This is a genomic window from Ralstonia sp. R-29 (assembly GCF_049913345.1).
In the GTDB taxonomy this organism is placed as follows: domain Bacteria; phylum Pseudomonadota; class Gammaproteobacteria; order Burkholderiales; family Burkholderiaceae; genus Ralstonia.
The window spans coordinates 1,666,821-1,683,066 of record NZ_CP184377.1; the positions used below are offsets into that span (position 1 = coordinate 1,666,821).

Genomic DNA, 16,246 nt, shown 5'->3' on the forward strand with positions numbered 1-16,246 from the left:
GCACACGCGAAAAAACAACGCCCGGCAGATGGCTCCGCCGGGCGTAGCATTTTTCCGATGTGACGTTGCTGTCAGATGTCGAAGAACACCGTCTCTGCGCCGCCATCGGGCGTGTCTTGCAGGCGCACGTCGAAGGTGTAGACCACCTCGCCATTACGCTCGCTGCGCTGGGCAATTAGCGTCTTGCGACGGACTTCCCACTCGATGCCGTTGAGCACGGGGTCGACGCCATTGGCGGCCACTTCATCACTGAAGTACACGCGCGTGTGCAGCCCTAGGTTGATGCCGCGCGCAAACAACACCATGCAGATATGCGGTGCCTGCACGGCGTTTCCGCGCCCTGCCACGGCGCCTGGCTTGATGGTTTCGAAGCGGTAGACGCCCGTGTCGAAATCGGCGCCGGCACGGCCCCAGCCACGGAATGCAGGGTCGACCGGCTTGTCTTGCCGATCCGCCGGATGCGCGTACTTGCCATCCGCATTGGCTTGCCAGATCTCAATCAGCACATCGCGCAGCAGCGAGCCGGAGCCATCGTAGACACGCCCTTCCAGCGCGATACGCTCGCCGCGCGTGTCCGGGGTGGTCAGCACATTGCCGAACTCTTTTTCATAGATGTCGAAACCGGCCTGGCGCGGCGCTAGGCCGATGTGCACGTACGGGCCGCCGGTCTGCGAGGCTGTTTCGTTGAAGTGGGCAAACGGCGGCGTGGTGGTGGCAGCCGCTGCCTGGGCGCGTTCCAGCGATGCTTGAAGCGTGGTCGTCGTCATCACTTGGCTCCTTGCAGACCGGGGACAGTGTTCTCGAAATGCGTGGCACGACGGCCGCGCAGCGTGATGTCAAAACGGTAGCAGCGCGAATCGAGCGGCACGTGGTTGGCCGTATCAAGCAGCGCAATCAAGCCGCGCACCTGCTCTTCGCTGGGGATGGTTTTGATGATCGGGCACTGCGCGATCATCGGGTCGCCCTCGAAGTACATCTGCGTGATCAGACGCTGCGCCCAGCCGTCGCCCGACAGCGAGTAATGGATATGCGCCGGGCGCCAGTCGTTGACGCTATTGCGCCAGGGGTATGCGCCCGGCCTGACGGTGCGATAGACGTAGTAGCCGTTGGCGTCCGTCAGCATGCGGCCGCAGCCCCCGAAATTCGGGTCGATGGGCGCGAGGTAACGGTCGTTCTTGTGGCGATAGCGGCCGCCGGCGTTGGCCTGCCACACCTCCACCAGCGCGTTCGGCACCGGGCGGCCGAATTCGTCGCGCACATAGCCATGCACGATGATGCGCTCGCCGATCGGCAGGCCGTCCTTGGCGTAGTTGAGGATGAGGTCGTTGTCGAGCGGGCCGAGGTCATCGGCGGTGAACACCGGTGCGGTGGTTTCCGACAGCGTGTTGAGCGTGGAGATGAGTGCCTTGCGCGGGGAGCGCAGCACGCTGGTCTTGTAGCCGGGGGTCAGTGCGGGCGGATGCTGCGCGGTGTCGCGCTGGGCGAATTCGCCGGTGCCGGAAAGGGGCAAGGTCATGGGGGGCGTCTCCTATTGAACTCGTGGGATGGACTGTATCTCCGCAAAAAAGTGAAGTAAATTGACTTATGATCGAAAATTCAATAACTCCAAGTTATGGAAAGTGATTTTTCCGGCGACCTGCCCTCGCGCATCCGTTTTCGGCATCTGAGCTGCTTTGTCGCCATCGCCCAAGAGCGCAACCTACGCCGCGCGGCCGAACGGCTGCACCTGAGCCAGCCGGCGGTCTCAAAAACGCTGGTGGAGCTGGAGGCACTCGCAGGTGTCGCGCTGGTCGAGCGCGGCCGGCACGGTGCCCGACTCACTGCGGCGGGTGAGCAGTTTCTGCGGCATGCGGTTGGCGTAACGCAGGCATTGGAATCGGCCACGGCCGCACTGATGGGCCGTGGAGATGCGTCTGCGCCCGTCGTCGATGTCGGCGCCCTACCCACCGTGGCGAGCAGCCTGCTGCCGCAGGCGATTGCGCAGTTGCATGCGCAACGCCCACATGCTGGCGTGCGGCTGCGCACCGGAACCAATATCGAACTGCTCTCCGCGCTCAAGGCAGGCGAGCTCGATTTCATTATTGGACGCATGGCCGAGCCCGATGCCATGCAGGGGCTGTCGTTCGAGCTGCTCTATGCCGAGCCGCTTGCGCTGGTGGTGCGTCCCGGGCATCCGCTGCTCGCCCAGCCAGGGGCATCGGCTTCATTGCAGGCGGTACTGGATTACCCGCTGGTGATTGCCACGCCAGGTACGGTGCCGCGCCACCATACCGATGCGCTGTTCCAGACACATGGGCTGCGCCTGCCCGCCGGCGTGACGGAAACGCTGTCGGTGTCGGTCGCACGCTTGCTGGCTTGTCGGTCTGATGCGGTGTGGATTACGCCAGAGCGGGCTGCGCGGGACGATATGGGGCACGGCCAGCTTGTCCGCCTGGACATCGCCACCTCCGGCACGAAGGAGCCGGTCGGCTTGCTGCGTCGGAGCGCCCAGGCACCGACGGAGCTGGCCAGTGCTTTCATGGAACTACTGACGGATCTGGCGCAAGCGCCTGACTGAAACGCTCAAGAAAAATGCCGACCACAGGGCCGGCATTCTTTCATCCCGTATCGGCAATCATCGATGCGCCAACTCCACTTCGTCTTCGGCATCGAACACTCGGCGATCCATCTGCCTCAGTATCTGACTCGTCACCGTCCCAGCCGTCATCGAGCCGCTCACGTTGAGCGCGGTGCGGCCCATGTCGATCAACGGCTCGATGGAGATCAGCAGCGCCACGAGTGTCACCGGAAGCCCCATGGCGGGCAGCACGATCAAGGCGGCAAAGGTGGCGCCGCCGCCCACGCCGGCTACGCCCACCGAGCTGAGCGTGACGATGGCGACCAGCGTGGCGATCCATGTGGGGTCCAGCGGGTTGATGCCGACCGTGGGCGCCACCATCACCGCCAACATGGTCGGATACAGGCCAGCGCAGCCGTTCTGGCCAATGGTGGTGCCAAACGATGCGGCAAAGCTGGCAATCGACTCCGGCACGCCGATGCGCCGTGTCTGTGCCTCGATGCTCAGCGGAATGGTCGCGGCGCTGGAGCGGCTCGTAAAGGCGAAGGACAGTGCAGGCCAAACCTTGCGGAAGAAGCGCAGCGGATTCACGCCCACCAGCGACAACAGCACGGCGTGCACGCCAAACATAATCGCCAGGCCGAGATACGACGCCACCACAAAGCTGCCGAGCTTGATGATGTCTTGCAGATTGGACGAGGCCACCACGTTGGTCATCAGGGCCAGCACCCCATAGGGCGTGAGGCGGATGACGAGTCGCACAAGCTTCATCACCCAGGCTTGCGCGGTATCGATGGCCACCAGCACGCGCTCGCCTTTCGCCGCGTCGTCTTTGAACAAGTGCAATGCGGCAACACCCAGGAACGCCGCAAAGATCACCACGCTGATGATGGAGGTCGGCTTGGCGCCGGTCAGTTCAGCAAACGGGTTCTTCGGCAAGAAAGACTGCAGCAACTGCGGCACCGTCAGCTCCGCCACCTTGCCTACGTAGTTGTCCTGGATGGCGGTCAATCGCGCGGTTTCCTGCGCGCCTTGCACCAGCCCCTGCGCCGTCAGGCCAAACAGGTTGGTAACGAACACGCCGACCAGCGCGGCAACCAGCGTCGTCAACAGCAATGTGCCGATGGTCAGCAGACTGATCCGGCCCAGCGACGAGGCGTTGTTCAGCTTGGCCACCGAGTTCAGCACCGACACCAGCACCAGCGGCATCACGATCATCTGCAGCAGTTGGATATAGCCGCCGCCGACGATGCTGAACCACGCGGTCGACTGCTTGAGCGTGGCGCTGTCGTCGCCGTAGATGAGGTGCAACGCTAGGCCAAACACGATGCCGAGCGCCATGCCCAGCAGCACGCGTTTCGCTAGGCTCCAGTTCGGCTTCAAATGTGCGCAATAGCGCAGCGCCATCAATAGGACGACAAAGGCGGCAATGTTGAGGATCAACGGGAAGCTCATGTTTCTGGGGGCTCGCTTGGATCGCGGCATCCTACGGCAGACACACACGAGGCGTTGTAGCAATGTGTGCGCCAAAGCCGATGGCGCTGCGCGGTCCTGACGAAAAAAAACCCGCACAAGTGCGGGCGAGACAAGGAAATCAGGAGCCCTGCGATCAGAACATCATGCTGCTCAGAACGAATGAACGATACCGGTGTACGCACCCAGCTGGTTCTTGCCCGGCGCCGGGTTGTTGTTGGTCGCCTCCACCGAGAAGTTGGCGTTGGCGCTGTTCTGCACCGTGCCCACGCTGGCATACAGCATCGTGCGCTTGGAGAGGTTGTAGTTCGCACCGGCCATGAACAGGTTGGCGTTGCCGCCGCCATGGTTCACGTTGACGCGGTAGGCCGCGCCGATGAGCGTGAGCGCCGGCGTCAGCTCGTAGTTCACGCCCAGCCAGTAGTGGTTGGCCTTGGTCGGTGCACCCACCGGGGCGTCAGGCGCGGACAGGTTTTCATACACCGCAAACAGCTTGGCCTTGCCGAGGGTGAACGTGCCGCCCACCGTGGCTTCCTTCGAGAAATTGAAGATGTCGGTGTATTTGCCGTTGGCATCGCGGATTACGTCGTAGATCGCGCGCACTTCCACCGGGCCGGCGGTGTAGACAGCGGATACGCCATCGCGGCGGCTATTGGTGAAGGAGCCCGGCTGTTCGCCCAGGCCAGTCTGCAGGCCGAACTGGAAGCCGCCCCAGGTGGGGCTCTGGTATTCGACGATGTTGTTGGCGCCTTGCCAGTTGCGCCCGCGCACCAGCGTGGCCGAGCCGATGAACTGCTGGCCGGTCGGGTCGAGGAACCAGACGTCGTTGCTGATGAAGAGGTTCTTACCGGCCGTCAGCGTGCCCCAGGTGGGGCTGGACAGGCCAACGTACGAACGGCGGTTGAAGAGCGCATCGCCGTTGGTTTTGCCCTGGGCGGCGCCAAAGCCGGACTCGAGGCGGAAGACGGCCTGCAAACCACCGCCCAGGTCCTCCTTGCCCATGAACCCGAACATGCTGGTCCCCCACTGGTTGTCAGCGGCGCGCCAGAGGCTGCCGCCCGGCGATGTGGCGGTGGCGGCAACGTTGTTCTGGTAATCGATGCCGCTGACAACGCGGCCGTATAGCGTGACGTTGGTTTGCGCATGCGCCGTAGCTGCGGCGGTGCACAGGATGGCCGCTGCGAGCGGCAAGGTTGCTCGATGCTTCACTATCGTCTCCTCTCTCATGTCGTACCGGCCGCGGCCGGGGCTTTCACTGCTGCTGCAAATCGAAAATGCGCGTCATTGGCGTCCACTTCTGTCCGGCGGGCGTCCAGGGTGTGGGCGCCTGAAACTGCCACATCAGCGCCTCCCATTCGCGGATCTTGGGGTCCGTTTCGGTGGCGCGGGTCATGCGTTCAGCGTCGTATAAGGCGTCGTCGGTCTCCATGATCATCACCATGCGTGTACCAAGCCGGTAGATCTCCATGCCGGTCACCCCGTGGGTGCGCAGGTGCTGAGCGACCTCCGGCCAGATGCGCCGGTGATGCGCTTCGTATTCGGCAATGAGCGCGGCGGCGTCTTTCAGATCGAGAGCAAGGCAGTAACGCATGGCGGCGGTCTCGTCATTCATCAGGTCAGCGCACGGTCGAGGTGCGTGTAGCCACCATCGACAAACACCCACTGCCCCGTCGTATGAGAAGCCTGGCTCGACAGGAGGAACACCGTGGTGCTAGCGATCTCATCGGCAGTGGTCATGCGCTGGCCGAGCGGGATCTTGGATGTGATACCTGCAAGTTTGGCGTCCGGATCGTCAAACGTGGCGATCCAGCGCTCGTACAGCGGCGTCAGCACCTCAGCGGGAATGACCGCGTTGACTCGCACGCCGTCCCGCGCCAGCGATGCCGCCCATTCCCGTGTGAGCGACAGCTGTGCACCCTTTGCGGCGGTGTATCCGCTCGTATTGCCCTGCCCCGTCACCGCCGTTTTCGACGAGATGTTGACGATGGCCCCTCGGCTCGCTTTCAGGTGCGGCAGGCACAGATGTGCCATGACGTAGTAGTGGATGAGGTTTTTTTCCAACGAGCGCACGAAGGCATCTCGGCCCGCATCCAGGCCCACGCTGTCATTGACGCCCGCGTTGTTCACGAGACCGTCGATGCGGTCGAACGCGCGCGCCGTTTCGTCCACCATGCCCCGGCAGTCGACCTCGTCTTCCAGATCGAATTGGAAGAAGCGCGCCTTGGGCTGGCGGCGCATCAATTCGGCCTCGAACGCCGGGGCCATCGGGCTCTTCCCGCAGATGACGGGAATGGCGCCTTCAGCGGCCAGTTGCAGCGAGATGGCCGCACCAATACCGGCCGCCCCACCCGTCACGATCACGACTTTGTCTTGCAGATGCAGATCCATGGCTCAGGCCTTACGTTCCTTGAGTTGCAGGTTGTAGCAGCGGACGGCGGTGCCGCCCCAGAGATCGGCGCGTTCGGCGGCGCTCAGGCGCTCTTCGGCCCAGACGTGCAGCACGTCGTACACGGTGCCGTACGACGCGGCCAACAGGCACACAGGCCAATCGGAGCCGAACATCACACGCTGGGGGCCGAAGACGTCGAGCGCCACGTCCAGGCATTGCCGAGCGTGATGCACATCGCACACGGTCACACCCTTTCGCCAGTCGGCTTCGGTCAGCAGGCCGGACAGCTTGCAGACAACGTGTGGCATGTCCTTGAGCGGCGCCAGCGCGGCCTTCCAGCGCGCCATGGCCTGCGGGTCTCGTTCAAAGGCCGCAAGCGGAGGTTTGCCGAGGTGGTCCAGTACCAGCCAGTGATGGTCCTGCCGGCCGCAGAAGGCCACGGCGGCGTTCAGTTGATGGCCGAACACCAGCACGTCGTAGGTGTAACCCCAAAGCTGCAGTAGCGAGACGCCGCGCTCGAATGCCGGGTCCGACAGAAATGCCTCGACATCCGGCTCGTCTTGCACCGTGTGCCGGAAGCCCACCAGCTTGTGTTCACCGCTCCGAGCCTCCAGGCGCGCTTCAAGGTCGGTGGCATGCAGGTCTTCCCAACCGACCACGCCCGCAATCCAGTCGTGCGCATTGGCGAGACCGAGTAGAAAGTCTGTCTCCTCGCGCTCAGTGCGTGCCTGCACAGCAATCGCGGCATCCAGCCGCTGCGCGCGCAGTTCGGGCAGCAGATCGACGGGCAGGCGATCGGTCGCCAGTGCCTCCATGCCGGGCCCGATCCACCGGTAAGCCTCGGGCCGGTAACGCCAGAAGTGCTGATGTGCGTCGATGCGAAGCGTCGTCATCGACTCAGCCCCGGAAGCGGTACTGCTCAAGCGATGCCGGCTTCATCGTGATCGAGAAACCCGGCGCCTGCGGCGGCAGATAGGCCGCATTGCGTACCACACAGGGGTCGACAAAGTGCTCGTGCAGGTGGTCCACGTACTCCACCACGCGGCCTTCGCGCGTGCCGGATACGCAGATGTAATCGATCATCGACAGGTGCTGCACGTACTCGCACAGGCCCACGCCGCCCGCATGCGGGCACACCGGCAAACCGTATTTGGCGGCCAACAGCAACACGGCGAGGATCTCGTTCACGCCGCCCAGGCGGCACGCGTCGATCTGCACCACGTCAATCGCGCCGCGCATGATGAACTGCTTGAAGAGGATGCGGTTCTGGCACATCTCGCCCGTCGCCACTTTCACGGGCGCAATGGCCTTGCGCACGGCGCGATGACCCTCCACATCGTCCGGGCTGGTGGGCTCTTCAATGAACCACGGCTTGGCGAAACCCAGTTCGCGCACCCAGTCGATGGCCTCGCTCACCTCCCAGACTTGATTGGCGTCGATCATCAGTTCGCGGTCCGGCCCGAGTACCTCGCGGGCGATGGAAACACGGCGGATGTCATCTTTCAGGTCGCGCCCGACCTTGAGCTTGATGTGACGGAAACCGCTGTCGACGGCCTCTCGGCAAAGGCGGCGCAGCTTGTCATCGTCATAGCCGAGCCAGCCGGCGGAGGTGGTGTAGCACGGGTACCCTTCCGCCTCAAGCGTGCGGATGCGCGCGGCCTTGCCGGGCGCTTGCTTGCGCAGCAGTTCCAATGCTTCGTCGGGCGTGATGCCGTCGGTGATGTAGCGGAAGTCGATACAGCGCACGAATTCTTCGGGTGTCAGGTCGGCCACCAGACGCCACAGGGGCTTGCCTTCGGCCTTGGCCCACAAGTCCCACGCGGCATTGACGACAGCCCCGGTCGCTAGGTGAATGGCGCCCTTGTCCGGGCCGATCCAGCGCAGCTGGCTATCCGATGTGACATGCCGCCAGAAGCGGCCCATGTCTTCACGAATCCAGTCAAGGTCCAGCCCCTCCACCAGATGACGCATCGCTTCGATGGCGGCGCAGCACACCTCGTTGCCGCGGCCAATGGTGAAGGTCAAGCCGTGCCCCTCCAGGCCCGGCTGATCCGTTTCCAGGATCACGTACGCCGCGGAGTAATCCGGGTCCGGGTTCATCGCGTCGGAGCCGTCGAGATGCTGCGAAGTTGGAAAGCGCACGTCCAGCACGCGCATGGATCGGATGATGGTCATGTATCTGTGATTCGAGATTGCGGAATGCGCGGCCTTCAGGCCTGAGCGTTCACCGTGCGCTGCTGCTGCTCGCCCAGACCTTCGATGCCCAGGCGCATGGTCTGGCCTGCGCGCAGGTAGATCGGCGGCTTCTGCCCCAGCCCCACGCCCGGCGGCGTGCCAGTGGAAATCACATCGCCCGGCTGCAGGCTCATGAAGCGGCTCAGGTAGCTCACCAAATGCGCCACGCCAAACACCATGGTCGACGTCGATCCGTTCTGGTAACGATGTCCGTCCACCTCCAGCCACAGGTGCAGCGCCTGCGGGTTGGGCACCTCGTCAGCGGTGACAAGCCACGGGCCAATCGGGCCGAAGGTGTCGCAGCCCTTGCCCTTGTCCCATGTGCCGCCGCGCTCGATCTGGAACTCGCGCTCCGACACATCGTTGATGACGCAGTAGCCAGCCACGTGCGAAAGCGCATCGGCCTCGCTGATGTAGCGACCGCCCTTGCCGATGACGACGCCCAGCTCCACCTCCCAATCCGTCTTGACCGAATCACGCGGAATTTCCACGTCGTCGTCCGGGCCGCTGATGGCACTCGTCCACTTGTTGAAGATCACCGGCTCGGCGGGGACCTCGGCACCGGTTTCGGCGGCGTGGTCGGAGTAGTTCAGGCCAATACAGATGAACTTGCCGACATTGCCCACGCATGCGCCAAGCCGCAAGCCCGCTTGCGGCGTGCCATCCACGACCGGCAAACGATTGATATCCAGCGCGCGCAGACGATCCAGGCTTTCGGGCAGCAGCGCCGCGCCGGCCACATCGTCAATCACGGCGGACAGGTCGCGCACTTGCCCTTGTGCATCGAGCAGACCGGGTTTTTCGTGGCCCTTGGGGCCGTAGCGGAGGAGTTTCATAGCGTTATCGTTATGGACTGCAATCAAGCAAACAAAGCGATCAGTTCGACCAGCCGCCGTCGATCACGCAGCAGGTGCCGGTCGTGAAGCGGGACTCATCCGAAGCGAGATAGGTGGCCAGCGCGGCAATCTCATCTGCAGTGCCGACACGGCCCATCGGCTGGCGCGCCACGAACGCCGCACGGACGGTGTCAATCGATACATTCTGCTGCTGTGCCTGCGTGGCAATGCGCTGCTCCAGCGAAGGGGATTCCACCGTGCCGGGGCAGATGGCATTGCAGCGGATGCCGCGCGCCACAAAGTCGGCGGCAATCGCCTTGGTCATGCCAATCACGGCGGCCTTGGTGGCGCCATACACAAAGCGGTTGGGTACGCCCTTTACGCTGGACGCGGCGGAAGCCATGTTGATGATCGACGCGCCGCCGTTGTCGAGCATCTTGGGCAGCAGCGCGCGCGTAAGCCGGTACATCGACGTCACGTTGAGTTGCCACGAGAACGCCCAATCGTCTTCCGAGCATTCGAGGATGCTGCCGTGGTGCACGAAGCCCGCGCAATTGAACAGCGCATCGAAGGCGGCTTCTTCGCGCGCCAGCACGGCGATGGCGTTGGCGTCCGTCACATCCAGGCGCAGGGTGCGGATGCCGGCGGTCTCCGCCAGTGTGGCCAGCGCCTGCGTGTTGACGTCGGTGGCGAGCACCTGCGCGCCCTCTTTTGCAAACATCATCGCGCTGGCCCGGCCGATGCCCTGCCCGGCCGCTGTTACGAGGATGCGTTTTCCTTGGAGTCTCATTGCGCTGTGTCGCGACGTAAGCCGATTCAGCACCGGCCCGTGTCGACAATTGGGTTGGAAGACTGCACCAGCGAGGCTGGCGGACGACACTCCGCCAAGCCCCGCATTGCGATGCCGCGTCAGTACAGAACGTTCTTGGCTTCCGGCGAATCCAGGTTCTGCTTGTTGACCATCATCACGCCGGTGTCGACCTGCTTCTGCACGGGCTTCTTCTCGATCACGTTGACGACCGTCTCGATGCCCTTGTAGCCCATCTGGTAGGAGCTTTGAACAGCGATTGCGCGGATCGTGCCGTCGCGCACGAAGCCCTGCAGATCCTGGTTGCCGTCAAAGCCGATGGCCGCCACCTTGCCGCTCTTGCCCGACTGCTGCAGCGCGCGGCCCATGCCGACGGCCGTCGGCTCGTTGGCACCGAAGATGCCCTTCAAATCAGGATTGGCGGCCAGCACGTCGGTCGTCTGGTTCAGCGCCGTGGCCATTTGCGATTGCGAATAGAACGGGCCAACAATTTGCAGCTTCGAATGCGCCTCGATGTATTTCCGGAAGCCGCCCACGCGGCCGAGCTCCGACCCGGCACCCGGCACGTAAGACATGATCGCGATCTTGCCGGTCTGGCCAACGGCATCGATCATGGCCTTCGCGCACAGCTCCCCGGCCTTGGCGTTGTCCGTTGACAGGAACGACTGGTAGTACTGCTTGCCCGAATCGGACACCAGCGAGTCGATCAGCACCACGGGAATGTGGGCTTCCCACGCTTTCTTCATCGCCGGCACCAGCGCGTCGGGGTCGGATGGCGCCAGCAGGATGCCCGCCACCTTGCGGTTGACCGCGTTCTCGACCATGTTCACTTCGTCGGCAATGGCGGACTCGGCAGCCGGGCCTTGGAAGGTCATCGTGTAGCCCTTCGCGTTGGCCATGGCGGCCGTGGCGCCTTTCTGGACGTTCTGCCAGAAGTTGGAGTTGGCCGATTTGACGACCACGGCAATCTCACCGCCCGCCGCTTGCGCATAAGCAGAGAACAATGCGCAGGTTGCTGCCACCACCGCCAGCACAGAACACTTCTTCATGTCTCACTCCTTGGTTTTGGTTTGAACTGCTCCACTCACAACTTGCGGTTTCTGAGCTGATCGATCCAGACGGTGCCAAGGATGACCACGCCGATGATGATCTGCTGGATGAAACTGGATACGCCATTCATGTTGAGCCCGTTGCGCAACACGCCGATCACGAACGCGCCGATGGCCGTGCCCGAGACCGTTCCGACACCGCCCATCAACGACGTCCCGCCGATGACGGCACTGGCAATGGCGTCCAGCTCGTACATCACGCCCTCGTTCGGTTGTGCCGTCACCAGGCGAGACATCAGCACGCAGCCGGTCATGCCTGCCAGCAGGCCCGACAGCACGTACGTAAACAGCTTCACGCCCTGCACGTTCACGCCGGACAAGCGTGCCGCTTCAGCATTCGAGCCAACGGCATAGATGTGGCGACCAAGTGAGGTGCGTGCCAGCAGCACGGACACGGCAACGAACAGCGCCAGCATGATCACCACCGGGTAAGGAATGCCAGGGAAGACCGTATCCGGAAAGCCATCCGCACCGATGTGCGAGATGCGGAACAGCGCGCCGTTGCCGAGTTCGCCAAAGGCATCGCCCAGGCCGGACACGGGCCGCGCGCCCGTAATCTGCAGCGCCAGGCCGCGCGCCACCAGCATCATGCCCAGCGTGGCGATAAACGGGGGCAGGCCCATCTTCGTGATGCAGATGCCGTTGACCCATCCGCACATGGCACCCACCAGCACGCCGGCCAGCATGGCAATCGGCACCGGCACGCCCATCTTCACCAGCAACGCCGCCACCACGCCCGAGAGCGCCAGCACCGAACCCACCGACAAGTCGATGCCACCAGTGATGATCACGCAGGTGGCCGCCACGCCCAGGTAGGCAATCGACGTGACCTGCAGCGCGACAGTCATGAAGTTGCCGACGGAGAGGAACGCCGCACTGGTTGCAGAAAAGGCAATCACAAGCGCTACCAGACTGCCCAGTGCTGCAAACTTTTGGATCAAGTCACGGTGGTGTTGCTTGCGCTGCGTTTTCACGGCCTGCGGCTGATCGGATGTCATTTCAAGCATGGGTTCGTCCTGATGCGTAATGCAGAATCTCTTCCTGGTTCGTGTTCCGCGTTTCCAGGACGGCGGTGATCCGGCCCTCATGAAAAACGGCGATGCGATCGGTCATGCCCAACAGTTCGGGCAGCTCCGAGCTGATCAGCACAACACCCACGCCGTCCGCCGCCAGTTGATCCATCAAACCGTAGATGGCGTACTTCGCACCCACGTCGATGCCGCGTGTCGGCTCGTCAAAAAACAGGATGCGCGAACCGCGATACAGCCATTTGCCGATCACGATCTTCTGCTGATTGCCGCCCGAGAGATTGCGCACCGTCTGCCCTACCGACGGCGTGCGGATGTTCAATTCGCGCACGTAGCGCTGCGCCACGGCGGTCTCTTCAGAAAAACGCAGGAAGCCGTGCGACGAAATCGCCCGCACATTGGCCAGGGTGATGTTCACGGCCACCGGCATCGACAGCGCCAGACCATCCTTCTTCCGGTCTTCCGACAGATAGGCAATGCCTTGCCGGATGGCCTCGCGCGGCGAGCGGATCGTCACCGGTGTATCACCCAGCATGATCGATCCGGAGTCGAGCCGTTCGGCGCCGAAGATGGCCCGCGCCACCTCCGTGCGACCCGCGCCCATCAAGCCGGCAAAGCCGAGAATCTCGCCCTTGCGCAGCTCGAACGACACGGGCCCGAACACGCCCGCCCGGCTCAGCGCATTCACGCGCAGCAAGACTTCGTCGGTCGGCACCGATTGGCGCGCGGGAAACACGTCGTCGAGCGAACGGCCCACCATCCGCGCGACGATCTCGTTGATGTTGGTGGCAGCAAAATCACTCGTGGCGATATGGCGGCCATCGCGCAGCACGGTGACGCGGTCCACGATCTCCGCCATCTCATCCAGCCGATGCGAGATGTAGAGAATCGCCACGCCATCCGCGCGCAACTCCTTGATGATGCGAAACAGCTGAACGGTCTCGGATTCCGTGAGCGAAGACGTGGGCTCGTCCATGATCAGCACACGCGCGTTGAGCGACAGCGCCTTGGCAATCTCTACCATCTGTTGCTGCGCAATGGAGAGCGCGCTGACCAGCGTGGTGGGCTCAACCGCCAGGCCGATCCGCTGCAGGTAGCTGCGTGCGTTGGTGTTGAGCTTGCGGTAGTCGATGAACGGGCCGCGCTTGGGTTCGCGCGCCAGGAAGATGTTCTCCGCCACCGACAGGTGCGGTACGAGGTTCAGTTCTTGGTGGATGATTGCAATGCCTGCCGCCTGCGCCTCGGCGGTAGAGGTGAACCGCACCGCTTCGCCCCGATACGAGATAGCACCATCGTCTGCCGTGTACTGGCCGCTGATAATCTTCATCAGCGTCGATTTGCCGGCGCCGTTTTCACCACAGACGGCATGGACTTCGCCCGCGCGCAGATCCAGATCCACACCATCCAGCGCAACCACGCCCGGAAAGCGCTTGCCGATGCGCTGCAGTCGCAGGATCTCTTGCGGCATCGACAGTCTGGCGCTGCCAGCGTGCGCAGGCACGGCCTCAGCAGGGGTCATCCGTGGTCTCCGTTATCTTGCGAGGCTCTGATCTTCCGCTTGACGCACTGGTAAGTCCAGTTCAATGCAGTCCGATCATGCTCAGCATTTTTTGGTCAGGCCAATATTGTTCCCAACAAACCAGCCTGACCACTAGTGCAAACCCTGAAATACCAGCGACACCAGTCTAGACAATGCCTCGCAGCGCGCATGCTAGACTCGACGCACACACACGCAGGGCTAAACCCGCACCAAATTCACACAAAAATGAAGCAGACTGAGCCCAAGCGGCTTTACCAATCTGTGGCCGCGCAGATCCTCGCCCTGATCCAGCAGGAGAAGCTGGCGCCAGGCACACGCCTGCCGCCGGAGCGCGAACTGGCGCAAACGCTGGGGGTATCGCGCCCGTCGTTGCGCGAGGCGCTGATCGCACTGGAGATTGGTGGCCAAGTCGAGATCCGCATGGGTTCGGGTGTGTACGTGCAGGACGCGAGTGCCGCAAGCGAAAGCACCGCCGTCCCATCGCTTGGCGAAAGCCCCACGGAACTGATGCAGGCTCGCGCCATTCTTGAAGGCGACGTCGTCACGCTGGCAACTGGCCGGCTCACGGCCGCCACGCTCGACAAGCTGCAGCGCACCGTCGACCGCATGCGCCGGCTCGCCCAGGCAGGCAAATCCCCCACCGATGCAGACCGCCAATTCCACATGCTCATTGCAGAGACGGCCGGCAATTCGGTACTGAGCCGTTTCGTAGCTGAGCTGTTCGATAGTCGTCACGACCCGATCGCTGCAGCCATCCGCGACCATGCTGAAGGGGAATCCAGTTGGCATGCCGCCGTGCGCGAACATGAAGACATCCTCCGGGCACTGCAGGCCGGCGACCCCATCGCCGCACAAACGGCCATGCGCGCGCACCTCAGGGCTTCGGAAGAGCGCTGGATTGCCGGCGCCATTCAGCAAGACAACACCCCCTGACGCCCGCCCCTCCCAAACACCCCGCCAAACCGGCCTGACCAAATCAGAAGCCGCGTCGTTTCTTACCCTTTAAAACAAAGGATTCCCTGCATCAGGGTTTCCCCCATCAAGAATTTCCCCTCAAGATGTTAAATTGGCCTGACCAAATGGACGGGCCGATTAAGCATGGCCGCTCTGCGCTGGCACGCGTGCAATCACCCCGCCCTCATCCACCAAGGAGACCCGCAAGGTGACTCATCGTTTGCACTTGCCGCGCGCGCATGCCCCGCGCACTCAACCGCACCACCACACAGAGACTGGCGGCGCCTCTGTTGCCGGAGCCACCCCATGCTGACGGTCATCTGCGAAACACCGGGCACCCTGCGCGCGCTCGACCGGCCCGTTCCGGCGCCTGCCGACGGAGAAGTGCTGTTACGCGTCAAACGCGTGGGCGTATGCGGCACTGATCTGCATATCTTCACGGGCAACCAGCCTTACCTGAACTATCCGCGCGTGATGGGGCATGAGCTGTCGGGCATCGTCGAACAGGCACCGGCCGGCAGCACGCTCGCCAAGGGCGATGTCGTCTACGTGATGCCTTACCTGTCGTGCGGGCACTGTGTTGCCTGCCGCCAGGGCCGCACGAACTGCTGCGTCAACATCCAGGTGCTGGGGGTGCATCGCGATGGGGCCTTTACCGAATACCTGAGCGTGCCGCAAGCCTTCGTGCACAAGGCGGATGGCGTGAGCCTGGATCAAGCCGCGATGGTGGAGTTCCTCGCCATTGGTGCGCATGCGGTGCGTCGTGCGCAGGTGCAGGCGGGGCAGCGCGTGCTGGTGGTGGGTGCGGGCCCGATTGGCATGGCGGCCATGATCTTTGCCACGTTGCGCGGCGCGACCGTCACCGCGCTGGATTCGCGCGCGGACCGGCTCGACTTCGCCGCTGAGCAGCTCGGTGTGGATGCCTGCGTTGCGCTGGGTGAGACCGACGAAGCCCAACTCGCCAGCCTCACGGACAACGAGTTCTACGACGTCGTGTTCGATGCCACCGGCAACCCGAAAGCGATGGAGCGCGGCTTGCGCTTTGTGGCGCATGCCGGCACGTATGTGCTGATCTCGGTGGTGGCGGCCAACATCGCCTTCTCTGACCCCGAATTCCACAAGCGCGAGACCACGCTGCTTGCCAGCCGCAACGCCACCACGGAAGACTTCGAGACCGTGCTCGACGCCATGCGTGCGGGCCAGATTCCTTCCGCACTCAACACCCACCGCATGCCGCTGGCCGATGTGCCCGAGCACTTCAAGACGCTGCTCGACCCGGCCGCCGGCGTGGTGAAAGCCATCGTGGAGTGCTGAGCG

At 63.4% G+C, this 16,246-nt stretch carries 16 protein-coding genes; 3 read left to right on the top strand and 13 right to left on the bottom strand.

Features of this window, described 5'->3' with window-relative positions:
- Window positions 1-71: 71 nt before the first annotated feature.
- Entirely contained in the window at window positions 72-767 is a 696-nt protein-coding gene (gene pcaG / locus ACN9M1_RS07820; protein ID WP_426398644.1) for a protocatechuate 3,4-dioxygenase subunit alpha, read from the bottom strand.
- Window positions 767-1,516 (bottom strand): protocatechuate 3,4-dioxygenase subunit beta, encoded by a 750-nt coding sequence (pcaH, locus tag ACN9M1_RS07825; protein WP_426398645.1) that lies wholly within the window; start codon window positions 1,514-1,516, stop codon window positions 767-769. Before pcaH ends, pcaG begins: the two co-directional genes overlap by 1 nt.
- A gap of 96 nt (window positions 1,517-1,612) precedes the next feature.
- Between pcaH and pcaQ the strand changes: the two genes are divergently transcribed.
- A complete protein-coding gene (gene pcaQ / locus ACN9M1_RS07830; protein ID WP_426398646.1) occupies window positions 1,613-2,557 on the top strand; it encodes a pca operon transcription factor PcaQ in 945 nt (314 codons plus the stop codon).
- Between the two features lie 57 nt (window positions 2,558-2,614).
- Here the strand turns inward: pcaQ and ACN9M1_RS07835 are convergent, their stop codons facing one another.
- From ACN9M1_RS07835 to ACN9M1_RS07885, 11 genes are all read right to left on the bottom strand, one after another.
- Complete coding sequence (locus ACN9M1_RS07835; RefSeq protein ID WP_426398647.1) at window positions 2,615-4,012, bottom strand: L-cystine transporter; 1,398 nt, start codon at window positions 4,010-4,012, stop codon at window positions 2,615-2,617.
- A 171-nt stretch (window positions 4,013-4,183) separates the two neighbouring features.
- On the bottom strand, window positions 4,184-5,257 hold the full coding sequence (locus ACN9M1_RS07840; RefSeq protein ID WP_426398648.1) for a porin: 1,074 nt from the start codon (window positions 5,255-5,257) through the stop codon (window positions 4,184-4,186).
- Window positions 5,258-5,282: 25 nt separating this feature from the next.
- A complete protein-coding gene (locus ACN9M1_RS07845; protein WP_426398825.1) occupies window positions 5,283-5,621 on the bottom strand; it encodes an L-rhamnose mutarotase in 339 nt (112 codons plus the stop codon).
- Window positions 5,622-5,641: 20 nt separating this feature from the next.
- Window positions 5,642-6,418, bottom strand: a complete 777-nt coding sequence (locus ACN9M1_RS07850) for an SDR family oxidoreductase (RefSeq protein ID WP_426398649.1) — start codon at window positions 6,416-6,418, stop codon at window positions 5,642-5,644.
- Window positions 6,419-6,421: 3 nt separating this feature from the next.
- Window positions 6,422-7,312: an amidohydrolase family protein gene (locus ACN9M1_RS07855; protein ID WP_426398650.1), complete on the bottom strand. Its 891-nt coding sequence runs from the start codon at window positions 7,310-7,312 to the stop codon at window positions 6,422-6,424.
- Between the two features lie 4 nt (window positions 7,313-7,316).
- On the bottom strand, window positions 7,317-8,594 hold the full coding sequence (locus ACN9M1_RS07860; RefSeq protein ID WP_426398651.1) for an L-fuconate dehydratase: 1,278 nt from the start codon (window positions 8,592-8,594) through the stop codon (window positions 7,317-7,319).
- 35 nt (window positions 8,595-8,629) lie between these two features.
- Complete coding sequence (locus tag ACN9M1_RS07865) at window positions 8,630-9,490, bottom strand: fumarylacetoacetate hydrolase family protein (RefSeq protein WP_426398652.1); 861 nt, start codon at window positions 9,488-9,490, stop codon at window positions 8,630-8,632.
- A gap of 40 nt (window positions 9,491-9,530) precedes the next feature.
- On the bottom strand, window positions 9,531-10,280 hold the full coding sequence (locus ACN9M1_RS07870) for an SDR family oxidoreductase (protein WP_426398653.1): 750 nt from the start codon (window positions 10,278-10,280) through the stop codon (window positions 9,531-9,533).
- Between the two features lie 119 nt (window positions 10,281-10,399).
- Window positions 10,400-11,347 carry an ABC transporter substrate-binding protein gene (locus ACN9M1_RS07875; protein WP_426398654.1) on the bottom strand — a complete coding sequence of 316 codons (948 nt, stop codon included), beginning with the start codon at window positions 11,345-11,347 and terminating at the stop codon, window positions 10,400-10,402.
- Between the two features lie 35 nt (window positions 11,348-11,382).
- Window positions 11,383-12,414, bottom strand: a complete 1,032-nt coding sequence (locus ACN9M1_RS07880) for an ABC transporter permease (RefSeq protein ID WP_426398655.1) — start codon at window positions 12,412-12,414, stop codon at window positions 11,383-11,385.
- Window positions 12,407-13,954, bottom strand: coding sequence for a sugar ABC transporter ATP-binding protein (locus ACN9M1_RS07885; RefSeq protein WP_426398656.1), 1,548 nt, complete (start codon window positions 13,952-13,954; stop codon window positions 12,407-12,409). The genes ACN9M1_RS07880 and ACN9M1_RS07885 overlap by 8 nt, the downstream gene beginning before the upstream one ends.
- Before the next feature lie 246 nt (window positions 13,955-14,200).
- On the opposite strand from ACN9M1_RS07885, the gene ACN9M1_RS07890 reads away from it, so the two are divergent.
- Both ACN9M1_RS07890 and ACN9M1_RS07895 read left to right on the top strand, forming a co-directional pair.
- Window positions 14,201-14,908 (top strand): FadR/GntR family transcriptional regulator, encoded by a 708-nt coding sequence (locus ACN9M1_RS07890; protein WP_426398657.1) that lies wholly within the window; start codon window positions 14,201-14,203, stop codon window positions 14,906-14,908.
- A 327-nt stretch (window positions 14,909-15,235) separates the two neighbouring features.
- Window positions 15,236-16,243, top strand: a complete 1,008-nt coding sequence (locus tag ACN9M1_RS07895; protein WP_426398658.1) for a zinc-binding alcohol dehydrogenase family protein — start codon at window positions 15,236-15,238, stop codon at window positions 16,241-16,243.
- Window positions 16,244-16,246: the final 3 nt, after the last annotated feature.

What these genes read in the sequence shown, in the direction of transcription:
- pcaG (WP_426398644.1), bottom strand. Translation starts at nt 767, where the DNA reads ATGACGACGACCACGCTTCAAGCATCGCTGGAACGCGCCCAGGCAGCG.
- pcaH (WP_426398645.1), bottom strand. Translation starts at nt 1,516, where the DNA reads ATGACCTTGCCCCTTTCCGGCACCGGCGAATTCGCCCAGCGCGACACC.
- pcaQ (WP_426398646.1), top strand. Translation starts at nt 1,613, where the DNA reads ATGGAAAGTGATTTTTCCGGCGACCTGCCCTCGCGCATCCGTTTTCGG.
- ACN9M1_RS07835 (WP_426398647.1), bottom strand. Translation starts at nt 4,012, where the DNA reads ATGAGCTTCCCGTTGATCCTCAACATTGCCGCCTTTGTCGTCCTATTG.
- ACN9M1_RS07840 (WP_426398648.1), bottom strand. Translation starts at nt 5,257, where the DNA reads ATGAGAGAGGAGACGATAGTGAAGCATCGAGCAACCTTGCCGCTCGCA.
- ACN9M1_RS07845 (WP_426398825.1), bottom strand. Translation starts at nt 5,621, where the DNA reads ATGCGTTACTGCCTTGCTCTCGATCTGAAAGACGCCGCCGCGCTCATT.
- ACN9M1_RS07850 (WP_426398649.1), bottom strand. Translation starts at nt 6,418, where the DNA reads ATGGATCTGCATCTGCAAGACAAAGTCGTGATCGTGACGGGTGGGGCG.
- ACN9M1_RS07855 (WP_426398650.1), bottom strand. Translation starts at nt 7,312, where the DNA reads ATGACGACGCTTCGCATCGACGCACATCAGCACTTCTGGCGTTACCGG.
- ACN9M1_RS07860 (WP_426398651.1), bottom strand. Translation starts at nt 8,594, where the DNA reads ATGACCATCATCCGATCCATGCGCGTGCTGGACGTGCGCTTTCCAACT.
- ACN9M1_RS07865 (WP_426398652.1), bottom strand. Translation starts at nt 9,490, where the DNA reads ATGAAACTCCTCCGCTACGGCCCCAAGGGCCACGAAAAACCCGGTCTG.
- ACN9M1_RS07870 (WP_426398653.1), bottom strand. Translation starts at nt 10,280, where the DNA reads ATGAGACTCCAAGGAAAACGCATCCTCGTAACAGCGGCCGGGCAGGGC.
- ACN9M1_RS07875 (WP_426398654.1), bottom strand. Translation starts at nt 11,347, where the DNA reads ATGAAGAAGTGTTCTGTGCTGGCGGTGGTGGCAGCAACCTGCGCATTG.
- ACN9M1_RS07880 (WP_426398655.1), bottom strand. Translation starts at nt 12,414, where the DNA reads ATGCTTGAAATGACATCCGATCAGCCGCAGGCCGTGAAAACGCAGCGC.
- ACN9M1_RS07885 (WP_426398656.1), bottom strand. Translation starts at nt 13,954, where the DNA reads ATGACCCCTGCTGAGGCCGTGCCTGCGCACGCTGGCAGCGCCAGACTG.
- ACN9M1_RS07890 (WP_426398657.1), top strand. Translation starts at nt 14,201, where the DNA reads ATGAAGCAGACTGAGCCCAAGCGGCTTTACCAATCTGTGGCCGCGCAG.
- ACN9M1_RS07895 (WP_426398658.1), top strand. Translation starts at nt 15,236, where the DNA reads ATGCTGACGGTCATCTGCGAAACACCGGGCACCCTGCGCGCGCTCGAC.